The 16,818-nt window shown below is 54.8% G+C and carries 14 protein-coding genes; all 14 read right to left on the reverse strand.

What is annotated here, in order from left to right; all coding sequences use genetic code 11:
- Nucleotides 1-379: 379 nt before the first annotated feature.
- The 14 genes from QAO71_RS04710 to QAO71_RS04775 all read right to left on the reverse strand — a co-directional run bounded on the left by QAO71_RS04710 (nt 380) and on the right by QAO71_RS04775 (nt 16,747).
- Nucleotides 380-1,552 carry a glycosyltransferase family 4 protein gene (locus QAO71_RS04710; protein ID WP_280165392.1) on the reverse strand — a complete coding sequence of 391 codons (1,173 nt, stop codon included), beginning with the start codon at nt 1,550-1,552 and terminating at the stop codon, nt 380-382.
- Nucleotides 1,552-2,688 carry a glycosyltransferase family 1 protein gene (locus QAO71_RS04715; RefSeq protein WP_280165393.1) on the reverse strand — a complete coding sequence of 379 codons (1,137 nt, stop codon included), beginning with the start codon at nt 2,686-2,688 and terminating at the stop codon, nt 1,552-1,554. Before QAO71_RS04715 ends, QAO71_RS04710 begins: the two co-directional genes overlap by 1 nt.
- Entirely contained in the window at nt 2,672-4,051 is a 1,380-nt protein-coding gene (locus QAO71_RS04720; RefSeq protein ID WP_280165394.1) for a glycosyltransferase family 1 protein, read from the reverse strand. Before QAO71_RS04720 ends, QAO71_RS04715 begins: the two co-directional genes overlap by 17 nt.
- Nucleotides 4,035-5,297 (reverse strand): ABC transporter ATP-binding protein, encoded by a 1,263-nt coding sequence (locus QAO71_RS04725; RefSeq protein ID WP_051611033.1) that lies wholly within the window; start codon nt 5,295-5,297, stop codon nt 4,035-4,037. The genes QAO71_RS04720 and QAO71_RS04725 overlap by 17 nt, the downstream gene beginning before the upstream one ends.
- Nucleotides 5,297-6,094, reverse strand: a complete 798-nt coding sequence (locus QAO71_RS04730; protein WP_136869249.1) for an ABC transporter permease — start codon at nt 6,092-6,094, stop codon at nt 5,297-5,299. The genes QAO71_RS04725 and QAO71_RS04730 overlap by 1 nt, the downstream gene beginning before the upstream one ends.
- Nucleotides 6,094-7,542: a mannose-1-phosphate guanylyltransferase/mannose-6-phosphate isomerase gene (locus tag QAO71_RS04735; RefSeq protein WP_036990699.1), complete on the reverse strand. Its 1,449-nt coding sequence runs from the start codon at nt 7,540-7,542 to the stop codon at nt 6,094-6,096. Before QAO71_RS04735 ends, QAO71_RS04730 begins: the two co-directional genes overlap by 1 nt.
- 5 nt (nt 7,543-7,547) lie before the next feature.
- Nucleotides 7,548-8,519, reverse strand: coding sequence for a GDP-mannose 4,6-dehydratase (gmd, locus tag QAO71_RS04740; RefSeq protein ID WP_036990697.1), 972 nt, complete (start codon nt 8,517-8,519; stop codon nt 7,548-7,550).
- A complete protein-coding gene (locus QAO71_RS04745; protein ID WP_280165395.1) occupies nt 8,512-9,432 on the reverse strand; it encodes an NAD-dependent epimerase/dehydratase family protein in 921 nt (306 codons plus the stop codon). Before QAO71_RS04745 ends, gmd begins: the two co-directional genes overlap by 8 nt.
- 292 nt (nt 9,433-9,724) lie before the next feature.
- Nucleotides 9,725-10,627 (reverse strand): class I SAM-dependent methyltransferase, encoded by a 903-nt coding sequence (locus QAO71_RS04750; protein ID WP_280165396.1) that lies wholly within the window; start codon nt 10,625-10,627, stop codon nt 9,725-9,727.
- Nucleotides 10,536-11,792, reverse strand: a complete 1,257-nt coding sequence (locus tag QAO71_RS04755; protein ID WP_136869252.1) for an acyltransferase — start codon at nt 11,790-11,792, stop codon at nt 10,536-10,538. Before QAO71_RS04755 ends, QAO71_RS04750 begins: the two co-directional genes overlap by 92 nt.
- Nucleotides 11,793-11,800: 8 nt before the next feature.
- Nucleotides 11,801-12,658 (reverse strand): class I SAM-dependent methyltransferase, encoded by an 858-nt coding sequence (locus QAO71_RS04760; protein WP_280165397.1) that lies wholly within the window; start codon nt 12,656-12,658, stop codon nt 11,801-11,803.
- Nucleotides 12,655-14,109, reverse strand: a complete 1,455-nt coding sequence (locus QAO71_RS04765) for a glycosyltransferase (RefSeq protein WP_280165398.1) — start codon at nt 14,107-14,109, stop codon at nt 12,655-12,657. Before QAO71_RS04765 ends, QAO71_RS04760 begins: the two co-directional genes overlap by 4 nt.
- Nucleotides 14,106-15,545 carry a glycosyltransferase family 1 protein gene (locus tag QAO71_RS04770; protein WP_280165399.1) on the reverse strand — a complete coding sequence of 480 codons (1,440 nt, stop codon included), beginning with the start codon at nt 15,543-15,545 and terminating at the stop codon, nt 14,106-14,108. Before QAO71_RS04770 ends, QAO71_RS04765 begins: the two co-directional genes overlap by 4 nt.
- 605 nt (nt 15,546-16,150) lie before the next feature.
- The gene (locus tag QAO71_RS04775; RefSeq protein WP_051611024.1) at nt 16,151-16,747 is read right to left on the reverse strand and encodes a lipopolysaccharide kinase InaA family protein; all 597 of its coding nucleotides are present in this window, start codon (nt 16,745-16,747) and stop codon (nt 16,151-16,153) included.
- Nucleotides 16,748-16,818: the final 71 nt, after the last annotated feature.

The following is a 16,818-nucleotide window of genomic DNA, read 5'->3' on the forward strand; positions in this document are numbered from 1 at the left end:
TAAAGTGCTTTACTTCTATTATTCATGTAACAAGGTCTATACGGGCTTGTTTTGAAGGAATTTCATCTTGCGCCGGTCTGTTATTTCCGAGCCCAGGATCGTACTAATGAAAGGTAAGATAGCGTGTCAGCATTTCTGCTGAAATGGGCGGAAAGCTAAACGCCAAGTCATGCACCGGTCTCGTGACGTAGGAGGCGCGGTATACCTTTGATTGTACTATCCACGCCTCGGCTAACATCGGGACGTTCCGAAAAGGCGAGTTTACCAGATGTCGCCTAGCGTAGGCATTTCATGAATGGGCGTTCTGGTAGGTGGGCGACTCAAGGCGCCGGTATGAATCTCGTTTCCCCGGAACGCAAAATAGCTATCTACGAGTAGCTCAAAGCTCCTTTTCGAAGAGCGGGCATTCGGCTTGATGCTGTGCTTGCTGTGAAGGCTTGGGAGAGCTCACTAACCGTTGGTAAATAGTGCTAAAGCTTTGCCCCATACGTTCAGCGGTAAAAAGCCTTTGATAGCGTTGTGCCGCTGCCTGGCCCATCCGGATTGACAACGCGTGGTCACTCCAGAGGCGCCGCATGGCTACTTGCAATGCTGCTGCATCGCTTGGAGGAACCACCAAACCGGTTTCGCCATGGATATTGATATAGGTGGTGCCGGTTCCAATTTCGCTGGAGATCATCGGCTTGCCGAACATGGCGCCCTCCAGCAGCGATATGCCAAAGGCTTCCGAGCGCAGATGCGAAGGGAATACCAGCACCCGGCATGCCTGTAACAGTGCGTTTTTCTCAGCATCCGGTAAGGGGCCCACGAAGTGGACATTGTGTAGTTGTAGTCGCTCGGCCTGGCTGCGTAGCTTTTTCTCCATTGGGCCGGCGCCGACAATCAATACCGGGTAATTGGTGTCTTTACAGGCATCCAGCAATATATGGAGACCCTTGTAATAGCGCATGACGCCAACAAACAGGAAGAACCCTTCGGGGAATTGCGCCTGCCAATGAGCAAGGCGCTCCGGATCGATATTGTTGTAGCCCCCTTTATCGAGCCCGTAGGGTATGACCTGGGTCTTCTGCTGATAGCGAGCTAGTACGTCGCTCGTAGCCAGATAATTGGGGGAGGCAGTGACGATCTGATCCATGGCTTCGAGAAAGCGATGCATCAGGGGACGATACAGCTGCAACAGAAACCTCGGTCGAACTATGTCCGAGTGATAGCTGAGTACGCTGGGCTTGCCATGTTGCGCATTGAAGTGCAGCAGATCCATCAGCGGCCAGGGAAAGTGGTAATGAACTACATCAGCTTCCTGTGCCAGTTGCCGGAAGCGCTGGAATACCTCTCGGGATAAACCGGTAGACGCCAGGTTTAGATCCAGCTTGGCCTGATGCACCTGATGATTGGCGATGCGCAATGGTTGTGCAGCGGGTTGCTTGCTGAGAGTCAGCACGCTGCTTTCCACACCCCAGGGCTTACAGGCTTCGCACAATTGAAAGATGGTTTGCTCAATGCCACCCATGGAGTCGGGGTGGTAAGTCTTGAATAAATGCAATACACGCATCAAAAGTGACCTGCTGTTCTGTAGGTATCAACGGTAATCTGAGCACAGCGTTCCCAACTGAACTGTCGGGCCCGCTGCTGCCCTTGTTCGCGTAGGGTGGCTTGCAGCGAATCGTCATTCAGTAAAGCCAGCATCTGCGAGCGGCAGCCATCTATATCATCGGGATCCATGTAAAGGGCTGCTTTCTCAGCTACTTCAGGGATGGCCCCGCAATCGCTGGCAATAACCGGAGTACCGCTGGCCATGGCTTCCAGTACAGGGAGGCCGAACCCCTCGTAGCGGGATGGGAACAGAAGTGCGTGAGCGCCGGCTAACAGTTCCGCTACACAGTTTTCATCTTCGTAGCCCAGTAGACGAATTTGTCCGTGAGCTTGGGCTCTGTGCGGAATTTTTTTCAGTTGTTCCTGCCGCCAGCCTCTTGCGCCAATGATCAACAGCGGCATACGGTGGCGAATCCTATCGGGTAGTGCCAGGTAGGCGGCAATGACCAGGTCGAGATTCTTGCGGGGCTCCAATGTGCCAAGGCACAAATAGTAGCTGTGCATCTGCAACTGATGAGCGGCCAGACGGATCCGCAATTGCTCCTCGCTTCGTGGATGAAAGCGCGGGGCGACGCCCAGCGGTGCTATCTGCAACTTGCTCTGGGGCACCCCATAATGATGGGTGACCTCATCGGCGATGAATTGGGAATCAACCAGTATGCGGCTGGCTTGCTGCAAGGCAGTCGGTAGGTAGTGTTCGATTGCCCGCAGACGATCACTGGGTTGGGTTTCGGGATAATGTACATGAGTGAGGTCATGTAAAGTCATCACCGTGGGGCCATCAAAACGCAGCGGCCAGAGGCTGGGCTGATGATAAACCTGGGGGCGCAGACGTTTTGCCCCGCTGTCGAAACGGCGTTGCATGAGCTGTCGGCGTACACGATAGGCATTGGGCAGGATCGCCTTGACGGCCTGGCTGAGCTTCCCATAGCCGGGCTGTGGGGCTGCGGGAAAGTCGTCGCGCCAACGTAGACCGTCGAACAGGGCGAGTTCCAATTCCGGGGATTTTTGCAATGCCCGGCCCAGTTGCAATGCGTATTCGCCGATCCCCGTCCGGGGTGCATGTAGAATGCTGACATCAAGCGCGACGCGCACCAGGACCTCCAGTGTTGGATATTTCGGTGTTCTCATGCACCCGGGTGATCAGTTGTCGAGTGGAATCTTGCCAGCTCAGCCACTTCCATGTGGACATGTCACCTTGTGCTGGAAATACATCACTACTTTCGAACTGCCGGACGAGATTGGTCAGCGTGACGGGATCGGATAGGTCGAAATACGCTATGGTGTCACCGCCAATTTCGCGGAACACCGGTATGTCACTGGCCATTACCGGCAGACCACGCTGCATGGCTTCGACCAATGGCAAGCCGAATCCTTCAACATAGGAAGGAAAGACCAGGGATCGAGCATTCATATAGCAATATTCCAATTCCCGGTCAGTCAAATCATTCCACATGAACAGATGGGTATTCAGCTGCGGATGCTGGCGCACACGATCAATAAGCTGTTCGGTTTTCCAACCAATTTTGCCCACAAAGCAAACACCAATATTCTGATCTTGCCCCCAGAGCTGTTCGAAAGCGTCCAGCAGATAGCTGTGGTTCTTGCGTGGTTCGATAGTGCTGACCATCAGGTAGATGGGGCGTTGTTCGAGCATCTTCTTTACGGCTGGACGTATTGCGGTGCGTGGGTTGATCTGGTCGAGATCACTACCCAGATGGAAATAATCGAACCAGCGCTGTGAGGCGGCCTCCTCGCCAAGCTTGCGTTGCACCTGATGCTGGACCTGGTCGATGATGGTTTGGGAAATGGCAATGAATCCGTCCGCGGTCCGAGCTACCCAGTCGAACCAGTGCTCGAACACTCTTACCAGACCTTCATCGCAGAACTGCGGGTGGGTCAGGGGAATCAGATCGTAAATTACCGATACGATCCGTACGCCTTCGGATTGAAGCCGCTCGGCCACAGGGAAAAAATCGGCGTGCCAGGAGGAGTCGAGCAGAATCAGGACGTCATCCGCTTCACATTGAAGCTCTTGAACACGGGACGTATCGACGTAATTGAGCGAGATATGGGATAGGCATTTCTGAGGTAGCAAAAAAGCCATCCGGGCCGCTTTGCAGACCAGTGCCAACATGCCGCGCAGGATTGGTGAGTTTCGGTACAAGTCGGTGCGTTCGCGTGCGGCCTGGTACAGGTTGACCCGCTGGCCCAGTCGTCCCAAGCGGTCATGCTGCCGGCTCAGCCAGGATTGCAAGCGGGGCCTGATTTTCTGTTTCTCAGCGAGGCCGAGTCGGTCTACCCGGTACACTTCACCGTGCTTGAACATTACCGGTACGCATTCAACCGCCATCTCCAACCGCTCCAGGTTGTTGACTACGTTGCGCACCACCCGCTGGATGCCGGAATTATCCTGCGGATGCTCATACACATAAGTGCACTCAATGAGAAATCGCATCGGTTGCTACTCCTTCTGCATGCGGGTGATGTTCTATCTCCAGCTTGGCGTCCAGCGATGCGCAGCCGACAAAGTCCGGTTTTCTGGTGTTGATAACATGGAAAATCAGCGCGAGATCCTGCCATTCATAGTTCATGTCGAGATGTGAATCCAGGCGCGACAGGCTCAGGGCTACGGAGTAGTTACCCTTGCCAATATTGGCATCAAAGCTGTAGCTGAAAACCGCGCGCTCGCCAGCTTTGAGATTCTTTAGTGGGCGATGGATGCGGTGAGTATTGATGCCATAGATGGCCTGCCCCATTCGATCCTTGATCATGAAGCCCAGCACCAGACGCTCAATGTCACGATTGATATCTACAGTGACCCGTAAGGTAACCGGCACTCCTGTTTCGATAATCTCGATAGCTTTGCCATCCCGATTCAGCAGCACGACCTCGGCCACGCTAGCCTCCCCGGTACCGGAGATGGTACGTATGCGATTGTCGGCGAGGCGTTCCTGACGGATGGTACTTTGTTCTCTTTCGGCAATCATGGCGCTAAAAAAGTCCATGACTTCCTCTGGTGCTCCTTCCAATGCCAGACGCCCATGATCCAGCAGCAGAGCGCGATCACAAATGCTTTGAATGGCCTGCCGATCATGGGACACGATCAGCAACGTGGTGCCCGCTTTACGAAACTCGCGGATGCGGTCGAAGCTCTTATGCTGGAAGTAAGCGTCGCCGACGGAGAGCGCTTCGTCGACGATCAGGATATCCGGTCGGCGGGCGGTGGCTACGCTGAACGCCAAGCGCATTTGCATACCACTGGAGTAGGTGCGCACCGGCTGATCCATGTATTCACCGATCTCGGCAAAGGCTTCGATCGCCGGCATCAAACTGTTGAGATCCTCGATGCTCATGCCTAACAACTGACCAGCCATGAATACGTTCTGGCGCCCGCTGAACTCGGGATGAAAACCCATGCCCAGTTCCAGTAGTGCCGCAACCTGACCCTCAAGCTGAATATGACCTGCGGTGGGTTGGGTAGTGCCGGTGATCATCTTCAATAGCGTGCTTTTGCCGGCACCATTGATACCGACGATCCCGACAGCCTCGCCGGGCTTGACCTGAAAGCTGACGTCCCTGAGCACCCAATGTAACTGGTGTCGCGGTTTAGCCCAGGGTAGTACCCACTCCGCCAGACGTGCCCAGCGGGTGGGATATTGTCGGTAGGCCTTGCCCAAGCCGGTAACCTGAATATTTCCCATCAGAGTTCATCCACCATTTCACCAGATCGTTTGCGGAACAGCGATAGTGCGAACAGGCACAGCAGCACCGATATCAAGGTCATTGGCCAGAGTGCGCTCCATTGCGGCCATGCGCCCTGCACGAAGATACCCTGATAGGACTGGATCAGAGGGACCATGGGGTTCCATTTCAGCAAAGCAGCTGCGCTCTCAGGCAGGATGCTGGGTGGATAGATGATGGGTGTGAACCAGAACCAGAACTGCAGCACGATGCCCGTCATCTGGCCAACGTCGCGGAAGAATACGTTGAGTACACCGAGGATAATACCCAGGCCTACGGCAAACACGATCTGGATCAGCAGGACCGGCAATATGGCGATGACCACCCAGCCGGGAAAGTTGCCGGTGACCAGCAAGAAGCCCAGAAACAAGCAGAAGATGATGGCGAAGTTGAGTAACGCATTCAGCACGACCACCAGAGGCAGGCAGATGCGCGGAAAGCTGAGCTTTTTCAGCAGGGTGGCATGTTCAAGGAACACGGATTGACTGCGTCCGATTATCTCGGCGAACAAGCCCCAGGTGAGTAGGCCAGCACATAAGTAGATGCCATAGGCCAGATCATTGTCCACACCAGGCAGGCGTGCTTGCATCAGGCGGGAAAAGATCACCGTATAGACAATAATCATCGCCAGTGGATTGATGATGGTCCATAGGGCACCTAACAGTGAGTTGCGATAACGGGTCTGGAACTCCCGCTGGACGCTACCCAATACGAAACCGCGATAATGCCAGAGGGAATGGAGCAGGGCGGTATGCATCAGCACGCCCTGCCATACTGGTCATCCAATCGGACTATGTCATCTTCGCCAAGGTATTCACCGCTCTGTACCTCGATGATAACCAGATCGACCAGGCCTGGGTTGCTCAAACGGTGTCGATGTCCGGCAGGGATGAAGGTGGATTCGTTGATGTTGATCAGGCGTGGCGTGTCCGAACCATTGAGAATCTCGGCCATCCCCTGAACAACGATCCAATGTTCACTGCGATGATGATGCATTTGCAGCGACAATGCTGCACCGGGTTTGACGAGGATACGTTTGATTTTGAAGCGCGGTCCTTCTTCGAGAACCGTATAGGTACCCCAAGGACGGTCTACCGTACGATGTAGCTGATAAGCGGGATGCTTGTCATGTTTGAGACGCTTGGCGATCCGCCCGATATCTTGTGCCCGATTGGCATTGGCTATCAATACAGCATCACAGGTATCAACGATAATCAGGTTCTCTACGCCTACCGTGGCCACCAACCGTTTCTCACTGAGAATAAAGGTATTGCGCGTATCCTCCATCAGCGTGTCACCCTCCACCCGATTATTGTGCTGGTCGGCGGGGATCAGATCGGCGAGTGCCGTCCACGAGCCAATATCGCTCCAGTCGAAGCCTGCAGGCACCATGGCCACCCTGTCGGAGCGTTCCATCAATGCATAATCTATCGAAATATCTGGCAGCTGACTGAAGCTGTCTGTTTGTAACTCCTGTAACAATACGCCCGCGCTGTCGTGAACCGGACTCAAGCTCAGACAGTGGTCTGCCGCAGCCAGAATTTCGGGAGCATGCTGTCGCAGCTCATCCAGCAGAGTGCTGATCCTGAAACAGAAAATGCCGGCATTCCACAGGAAGCCGCCGTGCTGCAGATATTCCCGGGCGGTCACCTCATCGGGCTTTTCCACGAAACGCAGTACCCGGCAGCCGCCTTGGTCATCCAGAGACTCACCACTTTGAACGTAGCCGAAGCCGGTCTCTGCTCGAGTCGGAGGTATACCGCAGGTCACCAAGAAATCTTCATGTGCCAGCCGTACGGCATGCTCCAGGGTGCGGCAGAAAGCGGTGTCGTTCTCAATCAGGTGGTCGGCTGCCATCACTATCAATACGGCATCCTCACCGTGACAAGCTGCCAAGGCAAGCGCCGCATGGGCTACCGCGGCGGCGGTGTTGCGTCCTTCCGGTTCGAGAAGATAGTGGGCTTGGTACTGACGACCAATCCCGGCCTCTGCCAATTGATCCTTGCTGGCAAAATAATGTTCGCGATTGGTAACGGTCATTATGGTACCGCCGCCGGGTACCAGGGCTGCAGCGCGACGGTAGGTTTTAGCTAACAGGGTCTGGCCGTCGGGCAATCGCATGAAGGGTTTTGGATGCCCCTCTCGCGATACCGGCCAGAGACGGGTGCCAGCGCCTCCGGAAAGAATGACGGGTATTATCGACATGCTGTCTACTCCTTGCTGACCCGGCGCAGGTCAGCTTCAACCATCATGGCAATGAGGTCGGCGAGACTGGTACGTGCGGACCAGCCGAGCTGACGTTTTGCCTTGGAAGGATTACCCAGCAGTACATCTACCTCCGCGGGGCGGAAAAAACGCGGATCAATGACCACATGATCCTGATAATTCAAGCCAACCCGCTCAAATGCCAATGAGCACATGTCACGTACGGTGGCGGTCTGCCCGGTGGCTACGACATAGTCATCCGGCTGGTGCTGTTGCAGCATCAGCCACATGGCTTCCACATAGTCTCCGGCGAAGCCCCAGTCACGCTTGGCGTCAATATTGCCGAGGCGTAGTTCCTTCTGTTTGCCCAGCTTGATTCGGGCTACGGCATCGGTGACTTTGCGGGTGACAAACTCGATTCCGCGCAGAGGGGATTCATGGTTGAACAGAATCCCGCTGGAGGCATGCAGATTGAAACTTTCCCGATAGTTGACGGTGATCCAGTGGCCATAGAGCTTGGCGACACCATAAGGACTCCGTGGGTAGAAAGGCGTGGATTCGTCCTGCCGCTCCGCTTGAATGAGGCCGAACATTTCACTCGTTGACGCCTGATAAAAACGGGTCTCGGGGGAGAACTGACGGATGGCTTCGAGTACATGAGTTACGCCCAGCCCGTCCACAATCCCGGTAGTGACGGGTTGGTCCCATGAGCTACCGACAAAGCTCTGCGCGCCCAGGTTATATATTTCGGTGGGGCGAGACTTGATGACCGCGCGTTGTATCGAGCAGGCATCGGCCAGATCACCTTCTAGGAACTCAATGTCGCTGGCTATGCCTAGCTCACGCAGGCGCCAACTGGTATCCGAGCTGCGCCGTGCGACCAAGCCATATACGTTGTAACCTTTGTCGAGCAGTAGCTTTGCCAGGTAAGCGCCATCTTGGCCAGTCACACCGGTAATAAGTGCATGCTTATTCATTGTTATTATGAATCCTCTCGTCCCAGTCGCTGAGCACATCGTGCAGAGTTGTTGTGGTTGTTATGATGGGTTGCCAGTTCGTTTGCGCGCGTAACTTCTCGCCAGAACCCGCTACGCGCCGCTGTTCTGCCCTGCGTAGACGATCTGGATGCTGTTCCAGAGTGATTTCTACTTCCGCCAGACTGGCCATCTGCATTATCAGTTCGCGGATGTCGCGTTCTACTCCTGAGCAGACGTTATAGATCTCACCTGACTGGCCTTTTTCCAGCAGGTGAAAATAGGCGCGTACAACGTCACGTACATCAAGAAAATCCCGACTCACATCCACGTCGCCGACCTGCAGTCGTGGAAGCTGCAATCCTTTACGAATACGTATCAACTGGCGGGCCATATCGGGAACCAGGAAATCGGCTGCTTGGCCCGGGCCGATATGATTGAATGGGCGGGCGATCACAATGCGCCAATCTGGCTCGCTGAATGACCACTGCAGACAAAGATTTTCCGCCGCCAGTTTGCTCACAGCGTAAGGGTTGCGAGGCTTAGGCAGCAGGGTTTCGTCGATGGGTAATTGCTCTGCGGTGACCTGTCCGTAGACGTCCCCGGAACTCACATACAGAAAGGTGCCCTGGAAATCATTGCGCTTGAGGGCCTGAAGTAGATTCAGAGTACCGCGCAGGTTGATCTGCAGAGTGCGGGCCGGATTACGGAAAGCCTCAGGAACGAAAGTTTGCCCGGCCAAATGGATGACAGCATCAGGACGGGTCGCCGACACCCAGGCGTCGAGCGAGTTGGTATCGAGTAGATCATGAGAAGGCGCCGCTACCAGCTGCCATTCGGATCGATGATTTGCCAAATGAGCCAGCAGGTGCCGACCAACGAAGCCGCTTTGACCCGTGACAAGTAACTTAGACACGTGGCCCCCTGTCGGCTAGGCAACGTGCCCTTACCCGCCAAGCCCTGCGGACGCATTGGTCCCTCCGGTGTGATATCTCTGCAAGCATTCCCGTAGCCCTTTATTCTTGGAGTGGTGCTATATGGGTTTCAGATGTATCGGATTGAGACGGTCAGGTTTTCTTGTTTAATCCTTATTCACTGTATGAATAAGGATTAAACGTTTGTTTGAATGCACTGTCAAGCCAATTGCCAAGTTTGAGATTTTTCGCTTTTTTTAAGATTTTAAGCGAATTTAACATCATTTATTCACGTCATGACTCGCTGGGTGGTTCCGGTGGGCAGCGCTCGGGTTTACGCGCAATAATGACCTGGCTCTTGGGCAATGCTTGGTCAAGAGCTTGCTTGATACGTGGTCCATCTCGCATTGATAGCAGGGTTTCCCAGGTGCGTCCCCATTGCTGAAGCAGGGGATGCCAAGGGTCAGATAGATCCTGGTCACAAGTCCAAAAGAAGGCCCAGAACATTGACCAGAAGAAGCCATAGCAGGTCTGTTTCTCAATAATAAGTCCGGCGTCGCTGACTAACCTGGGGAAGTCTTCCCGGGAGAGAATGCGAATATGGTGGGGCTTTTCGAAGTAGAGTGGTGGTGCCACCGTTTGCTGCACCGTTTCGCTCGCAATATCTGGAACGCTGAGTAGATAAAGTGCCCCAGGCTTACCGACGCGAACCAGTTCAGCGAGAATATTAACGGGGTCGTCCACATGTTCGAGTACCTCGGTGCAGATTACTTTGTTGACATGGTTATCGGGCAGAGGGAGCGGGTTGGCATCGCTGACCAGACCATGAATGCCCCTAGCCGCAGAGCCTTGTAGCCGGCTCTCAGTATCCTTTACCTTCTGCTCGTCGATATCGACGAAAGTGACTTCAGCCCCGCGTCCGGCGCAGAAGCCAATGAGCCCTCCATCGCCACAGCCGACATCAAGCACGTGGTCTTCTGGCTGGATTTGAAAGTCAGTAAACAGCTCCCCGTTTTCTAGAAACCAGCCGCTGAGGTTCGCGTCATGCAGGGTGACATCATTGATAGCCGCAACATCTTCGCTGGCCGCTGCTACGACTGGCTGCTCAGCCGATAGGCTGGTCTGAGCGGCCCGCACCGTCTGCTGTAGGGCTGATCTCTGATTTACCGAAAATATGCGCTTCAAGCGGGTAATCATGTCTGGTTCCTGCATGGCTTTGAGGTTGCGGCGCACGGCCTGGGGAGGTGGTTTCGTTCATCATGCGTTGGGCTATGGCGCGACCCTTGCGCCGTAAAGGTTGTTCTACCCAGCGATGGTTGAGCTCGCTGCAGACTATGATCAACCCTCCAGCGGTTAGCAGGTAGAGAAGGAAATCGTCGGAGTTGGCCACGTTGCCGGGATTCATGCGACTCCAGATTTCACGGGTCAGGAAGAACGCCGGAATATGGATCAGGTAGATGGCAAAGGAGCGGGCGCCCAGCCAGGTAAACACTCCATGTAGTGGTGCTGGCATCAACAAATTTTCGTTATACGATGCGATCCATACCAGCAGAACACAGAGCAGGGTAATTACGCTGACTCGATGAGTGGTTACACGCAATTCATCGGAGCCAAGCAAGGCCAGACATCCCAGCAGAAACAATAAGGGAATGGTTCCCTTGAGCGGAAGCGTCTGCAGAATTTCTGGCTTGGCTAACTGATAGCTGGGGTGTCGGCTCCAGATAGCCAGCAGTACCCCCAGTAGCATACCGTCGCAGCGAAATACCATCATGGCCAGGGTTCGCTCCTGGAGTAGTTGATAGAGCACTATCAGTATCAATACCGGTACCAACCAGCGGCGCGACAGCAGGACTACCAGCGGCAGCAGGAAGTAGAACTGCTCTTCCAGTGACAGGCTCCAATAAACGAAGCTTGCCCCGTACTCACTTTGCATAAAAGTGTCGAGAAAGCGCAGGTTCGCAACATTTAGGAAACCCGCAACGGTGGCTTCAAGGTTCGCGCGAAGATCGCCAAAGGTGCCGGTGTCGCGAAATACAACTGCGCCCAGCAGCATTATCAGCAACCACAGCCAGGCGGAAGGCAGGAGGCGCCAGGCGCGCCTTATCCAGAAGGCCAGGGTTATCCGTACGGCCGACTGATCATTACCTCTGGCCTGGAGTTGTGGCAGTAGCGTGCGGGCTATGACGAATCCCGAAATGACAAAGAACAGATCCACCCCAACCCATCCGCCGAAATATACTGCCAGCCGCTCAAGCCCTGATGAGCTCCAGGTAAATAGATTGTCTCGGGCGTGATGAATTACCACACCGATGACAGCGAGCCCGCGGAGGACTTCAATATCGAGAATGCGCCCGTTGCTCATGGGGCTGCTTAACCGAGGGGTTTGCGGGCTATGAAGATCTGACTCTTGGGTAGGGCTTCATCCAACGCCTTGCGCAGCGGCTCGGCTTCAGGAAGGCTTATCAGGCGTGCCCAGATTGCGGTCCAGCTATCAAGCAGGGGGAAATAGGGTGGCTTGGTACAGTCATGGCTGATAGCTTCAGGGTCATTCTGGGCCGCCTTGTCCAGAACCCAGTACATCGACATCCAGAGGTTCCAGAAGAACCCATAACTGGAACGTTCGACAATCTCCAGCCCCGCGTCAGTGATTTTTCCGGCGAGTTCATCCGGCTCGAAAATATGGATGTGATTAGGTTTCTTGAAATATTCTGGAGGTGCAATCGGGAGTTGGAGTCGCTCGGCCGTCGCATCCGGAACAGAAATCAGGTAGAGGGCGCCGGGCTTGCCGATGCGTGCGAGTTCTCGCAGAACCGTTTCCGGGTCGTCCACATGTTCGAGCATTTCCATCGCGATCACCCGCGATGCGAAGCCTTCAGGCAGCGGTAGAGGATTACAGTCGGTGACTATGCCACGGGGTTCGCGTGCGGGCGTGTGCTGGATACGCTCATTCAGACTCTCGATATTGCCTGGATCAAGGTCGCAATACACTACCTGCGCGCCAGAGCGTGCGCAGAACAGGCTGGCCCCACCAGCCCCGCAACCCACATCCACAACCACATCCTCCGCACATATCTGGAAGTTGCGAAATAGCTCACCGGTATCGTTCTGGTACCAGCCAGCCCGGACCGCGTCGGTAAGCCCAACGTTACGTGCATCATGGAACTCAGGATCATTTGCCTTGCGTTGCCACTCTTCGAGGCTGGGGACGCGCATCCAGGTAGGAATCATGCAGGGGTTCTCTCCAGCAGTTGTTGTAACAGGGGTTCCAGGCGAGCCTTGGCTATAACTATTGAACAGTGTTGCTGCATGCGTTTGACCGCAGCTCCGGACATCCTTTGGTAACGCTCAGGATCTTCGCGATAGCATTCATAGGCGGCTCTGAAGGATTTACAGAGTGACGACCAGTTGATCTGCTGGCGCAAAGTGCGATAGGCGATCCGCGGGTCATGTGGCCAGGCAGTTGCGTCAGCTGAGCTCTCGACCACGAAGGCAATATCCTCATTGATGTAATCAGCCAGCGCGGAATGCTGAGGGGCTACTGCTGGCTTGCCGCAGGAGAGGTATTCCATCAGGGGTAAGCATTGTCCTTCGCCATGAGAGGTGTTAACTGCGAAGTGGCTGCCATTCAGCAGATCGAGATAGGCATCATTTTCCAGAAAGCCACTCACCAGTACGACACGGCAGCGAAACCTGCCCAGCTTGGGCAACACCATCAGAATATGTTGGATGGCTTCTTCCTGGCGTCGATGACCAAGTTTGAAAACCAGAGTGGCTTCAGGCTCGTCACGGAACTCGGTGCAGAAGGCGGTGAGCATATCGGTCCAGTTCTTGCGACCATCAAGGGGGTTGAACAAGCTGGTGAAGACCACGCCACTCAGTTGTAACCGGCGTCGGCCAGGTTGCCATGGGTCGCTCTGGACCGCCCAGCGATCCAGCCTGGGGCGCCATGTATCAGGCACGCGACACGACAGTACCTGTTGATACCATGCCACCAGGTACTCAAGAGTGATTCGCGCGGCGCTTTTGGGGGCGCGGCGGAAACCCTGATTATGATCAATTGGAATCTCGCCGCGGGCTTCGGCCACGGCACGGATGATGTCCTGTTCAGTCGGCAACCAGTGAATAAGATCTGGGTCATTGGTATCAAATAGCGCGCCGCGCGCAACCTCGATAACCTCCGAACCGGGATCGTTGGCATCTCGCAAATGTTCACGGGCCGGGCCCATGCGGTCCCAGAGTGGGGCAGGAATAGCCACTACTGGAAAATTATCACCCATTAGCTCACGTACCGCATCGGCGCTTTGTTGTGAATGAACTATGGCACCGGCGCAGTGTTGCAGGGACTGGCGCCAGTCCAGTTCCAGGCGATCCTCCCACCAGGTCTCGTCCGGCATGCTACTAAATTCCCAGGCAAACACGGGGATAGTAGGGCAGGCGAGATCCAGGCAGGTCAGATGAGGCGGAGAGAAACTCAGAAATACGCAGGCTTGTCCGCTTTCTGTGGCCTCCCGGTAGAGAGGGTCGACTTCAGTGGCAGGAGCTTCGACTACCTGCACTTCCCCTAGTTGCTGCAACAAAGGCATGAATTCGCGTAGTACGAAATAGTAGCTGTATTCTGGTTCTCCAAAATTCTGCACCACGGTTTCGGCATTCATTGCTGAATACACCAGAATCTTCATCTCTCACCTCGACTGAGCTGCGTCGCCAACAAGGGAGTCAAAAAATGCTGCAGTTGCGTTGCGACGACGGAGGTGTCGGCGAAGTCGCGCATGCGTTGCCAGGCATTTACGGACATGCGCTGGTAGCCGTTCGGGTCGTCCAGTGTCAGTTGGTAGCAGTCGCGAAAGCCTTGCATCAGCGATTCCCAGTCGAGACGGTGACGGCGGGTACGCAGTGTCCCGGCCGGGTCATGAGACCAGCAGGCCAATTCCTCGGAACTCAATACGACACGTGCTATTTCGTCGTCCAGATAGTCGAGCATCGCGGTGTGGCGAGGGGCGAGGGCTGGTTTGCCACTGGAGAGAAATTCCATCAAGGGCAAGCACAGGCCTTCGCCGGTAGACGCATTGACGTAGAAGTCGGTGATGCTGATCAACTCACGATATTGTTGGTCATCCAGAAAGCCGTGCAGCGTCAATACCCGACATTGGAATGGAGCCAGGCGGGATAATAGGGTCAGCAGGGGGATGCGGTAGAACTCCAGATCATGATGAGTCATTTTTAGGAGTAAAGTAGCGTTGGGGTTGTCGCGGAAGGCCCAGCAGAAGGCCGTGACGATATCTACCCAATTCTTGCGACCATCACTGGGGCTGAGCATGCTGCAGAATACGGTACCTGACAGTTCAACGCGGCAATTCTCCACTGGCTGTTTACCAGCCTGATTGGGTGGAGGTTGCTTTCCTTGACGTTGCGGTTCAGTACGCGGGATCCAGCTTCGAAGCAAAGCAGCCAGCCAAGCGCGTAGCAAATTCAAACTGAGCCTCAGCGCGCCGGATTTCTTGACTGCAGATTTGCTGGTGTACGGGTGGCGGGGTGGGCGGGGTAGATGCTGTACCAGCCCATTGGCCGAAAGGCCCAGGCCGGCGCTGTCTATCACGTAGCCGGAGAACTCGAAACTCCTTGAGTCGGAGCACGGTCGCCAGCCATCCGCGGGCAATATACTGCCGAAGTGAGCCCAGACCGGAGCCGGCACCGCTATGACCGGGTAGGCTTCGCCCATCAGGTTGCGAATGGCTTGCGCGGACTCCTGGCTGCAAGCTATCGCGCCAGCCAGTCGTTGCAGGGCGTGTCGCCAATCATTGCGCGGTTCGTTACCCCATGGCTGATCCGGTGCATCATGAAACTCCCAGGCAAACAGGCATACGGTCGGACATTGCAGATCCACCGGAGTCTGCTGCGGCGGGCTGACACTGAGGAAAATAATGCCTTCGCCTGTTTTGGAAAGTTGCAGGTAAAGCGGATCTACCTCGTCGCTTGATTCGACAGAAATAACCCGAGCAACCTGCTCGAGGGCGGGCATGAATTGTTTGAGAAGAAAGTAATAGCTGTATTCAGGTTTGCCCAACGAGCCCTGAATACTTGCGCTGTTCACTTTTGAATTAACGATTATGATCATTTCTTTTTCTTTTTTTATTCACCAGAGAGCGTCAAACCGGATGCAATAAGCTCTGGAACGCCTAATACAAACAGCATTTCAGATGCATTGCAAGACGCCGAACGCTGAATATCTGGGTGACTTGTGAGTCACTTTCGAGGGGCGTGGTCACCGCTCAGCGCTTTTGATAGTGGTCAGCAGTTGTGCAGTGTGAGACCTCTTTATCCTCAGAGCGGAGCTGGATGTGTGAATGGAACGGCTCCAGCAATAGTGCATGCAACGGAATGCTGTCGGTAGACGCCTATGCTTGTGCTTTCAGGGGCATTAATGCGCACTGAGTGGAGCAATGGGAGGCGCCAGTCGTCTTGCTTGAAAACCACCAGCCAGCCACGTTTGGCAGTATCCCCACCCCGGAAGAACGCACTATCACCCGTTAGGAAATTGATGAGTAAAGATGGCAGATCATGCCGGCGGCTATTATCTGGGTAAAAAAATAGGCCATACCGGATGATATGTTGCGGGACAATAGTAAGCCGGGATGTCAATGGCATTCAGCAGAATTTCATTGTGTTCTGGCTCGCGCTCCGATGCGATAAAAATCACATTTACCGTTGCAGTAGCATGCCTTATCGCGAGTTGAATCTGAATAGGCTGCCCACGTTTGGATTCACCAACGCCCAATCACTTTCATAACGCAGCAGATGCTGATAATTCCTGTCTCGCATCCGCCGGGGCAGTGGCCGGCCCAGGCAGCGCATATCAGAGATATCGATCAAGCCGAGTTTATTGTCGGGCGTCAGGACAATGTTGCCCATGTGCAGCGAGCGAAAGTAAACGCCCAGATCATGCAGGTGGGTAATGAATTCCGCCAGTCGAGCAAACAGCTCCAGTTGATCGAGACTGGTATCGTCCTCCAGTAATTGACGCAGCGTTTCGCCTGCCAATGGTTCGTAATGGACCACCGAACGGTATGGGTCACTCATCCGGTAAAGCTGAATGACCCGGGGGCAGGGGATGCCGAGGCGTTGCAGTTCTGCGGCGTTGTCCGCGAAGCGTTTGGCCGGTGAATAGAAAGCGGTCTTGGAGAGCCAGCTTTTGCGCCGGAACAGTTTGAGAAAGGTGCCGTCGGCCAGGCGCAGGACCTTTTCACCGTGGCCGTCCTTCTCGAGTATCTGCGCATCGGCACGCCAGATGTCGTACTGTTCCCTGTTGAGTGGCTGCATTGACACGATCCTGAAACAAAACGGTAGTTTACCGTAACTGGACTATTCCTTCATGTGAGGCTGTATGCGAT

Source organism: Halopseudomonas sp. SMJS2 (assembly GCF_029866945.1).
Taxonomy (GTDB): Bacteria; Pseudomonadota; Gammaproteobacteria; order Pseudomonadales; family Pseudomonadaceae; genus Halopseudomonas; species Halopseudomonas bauzanensis.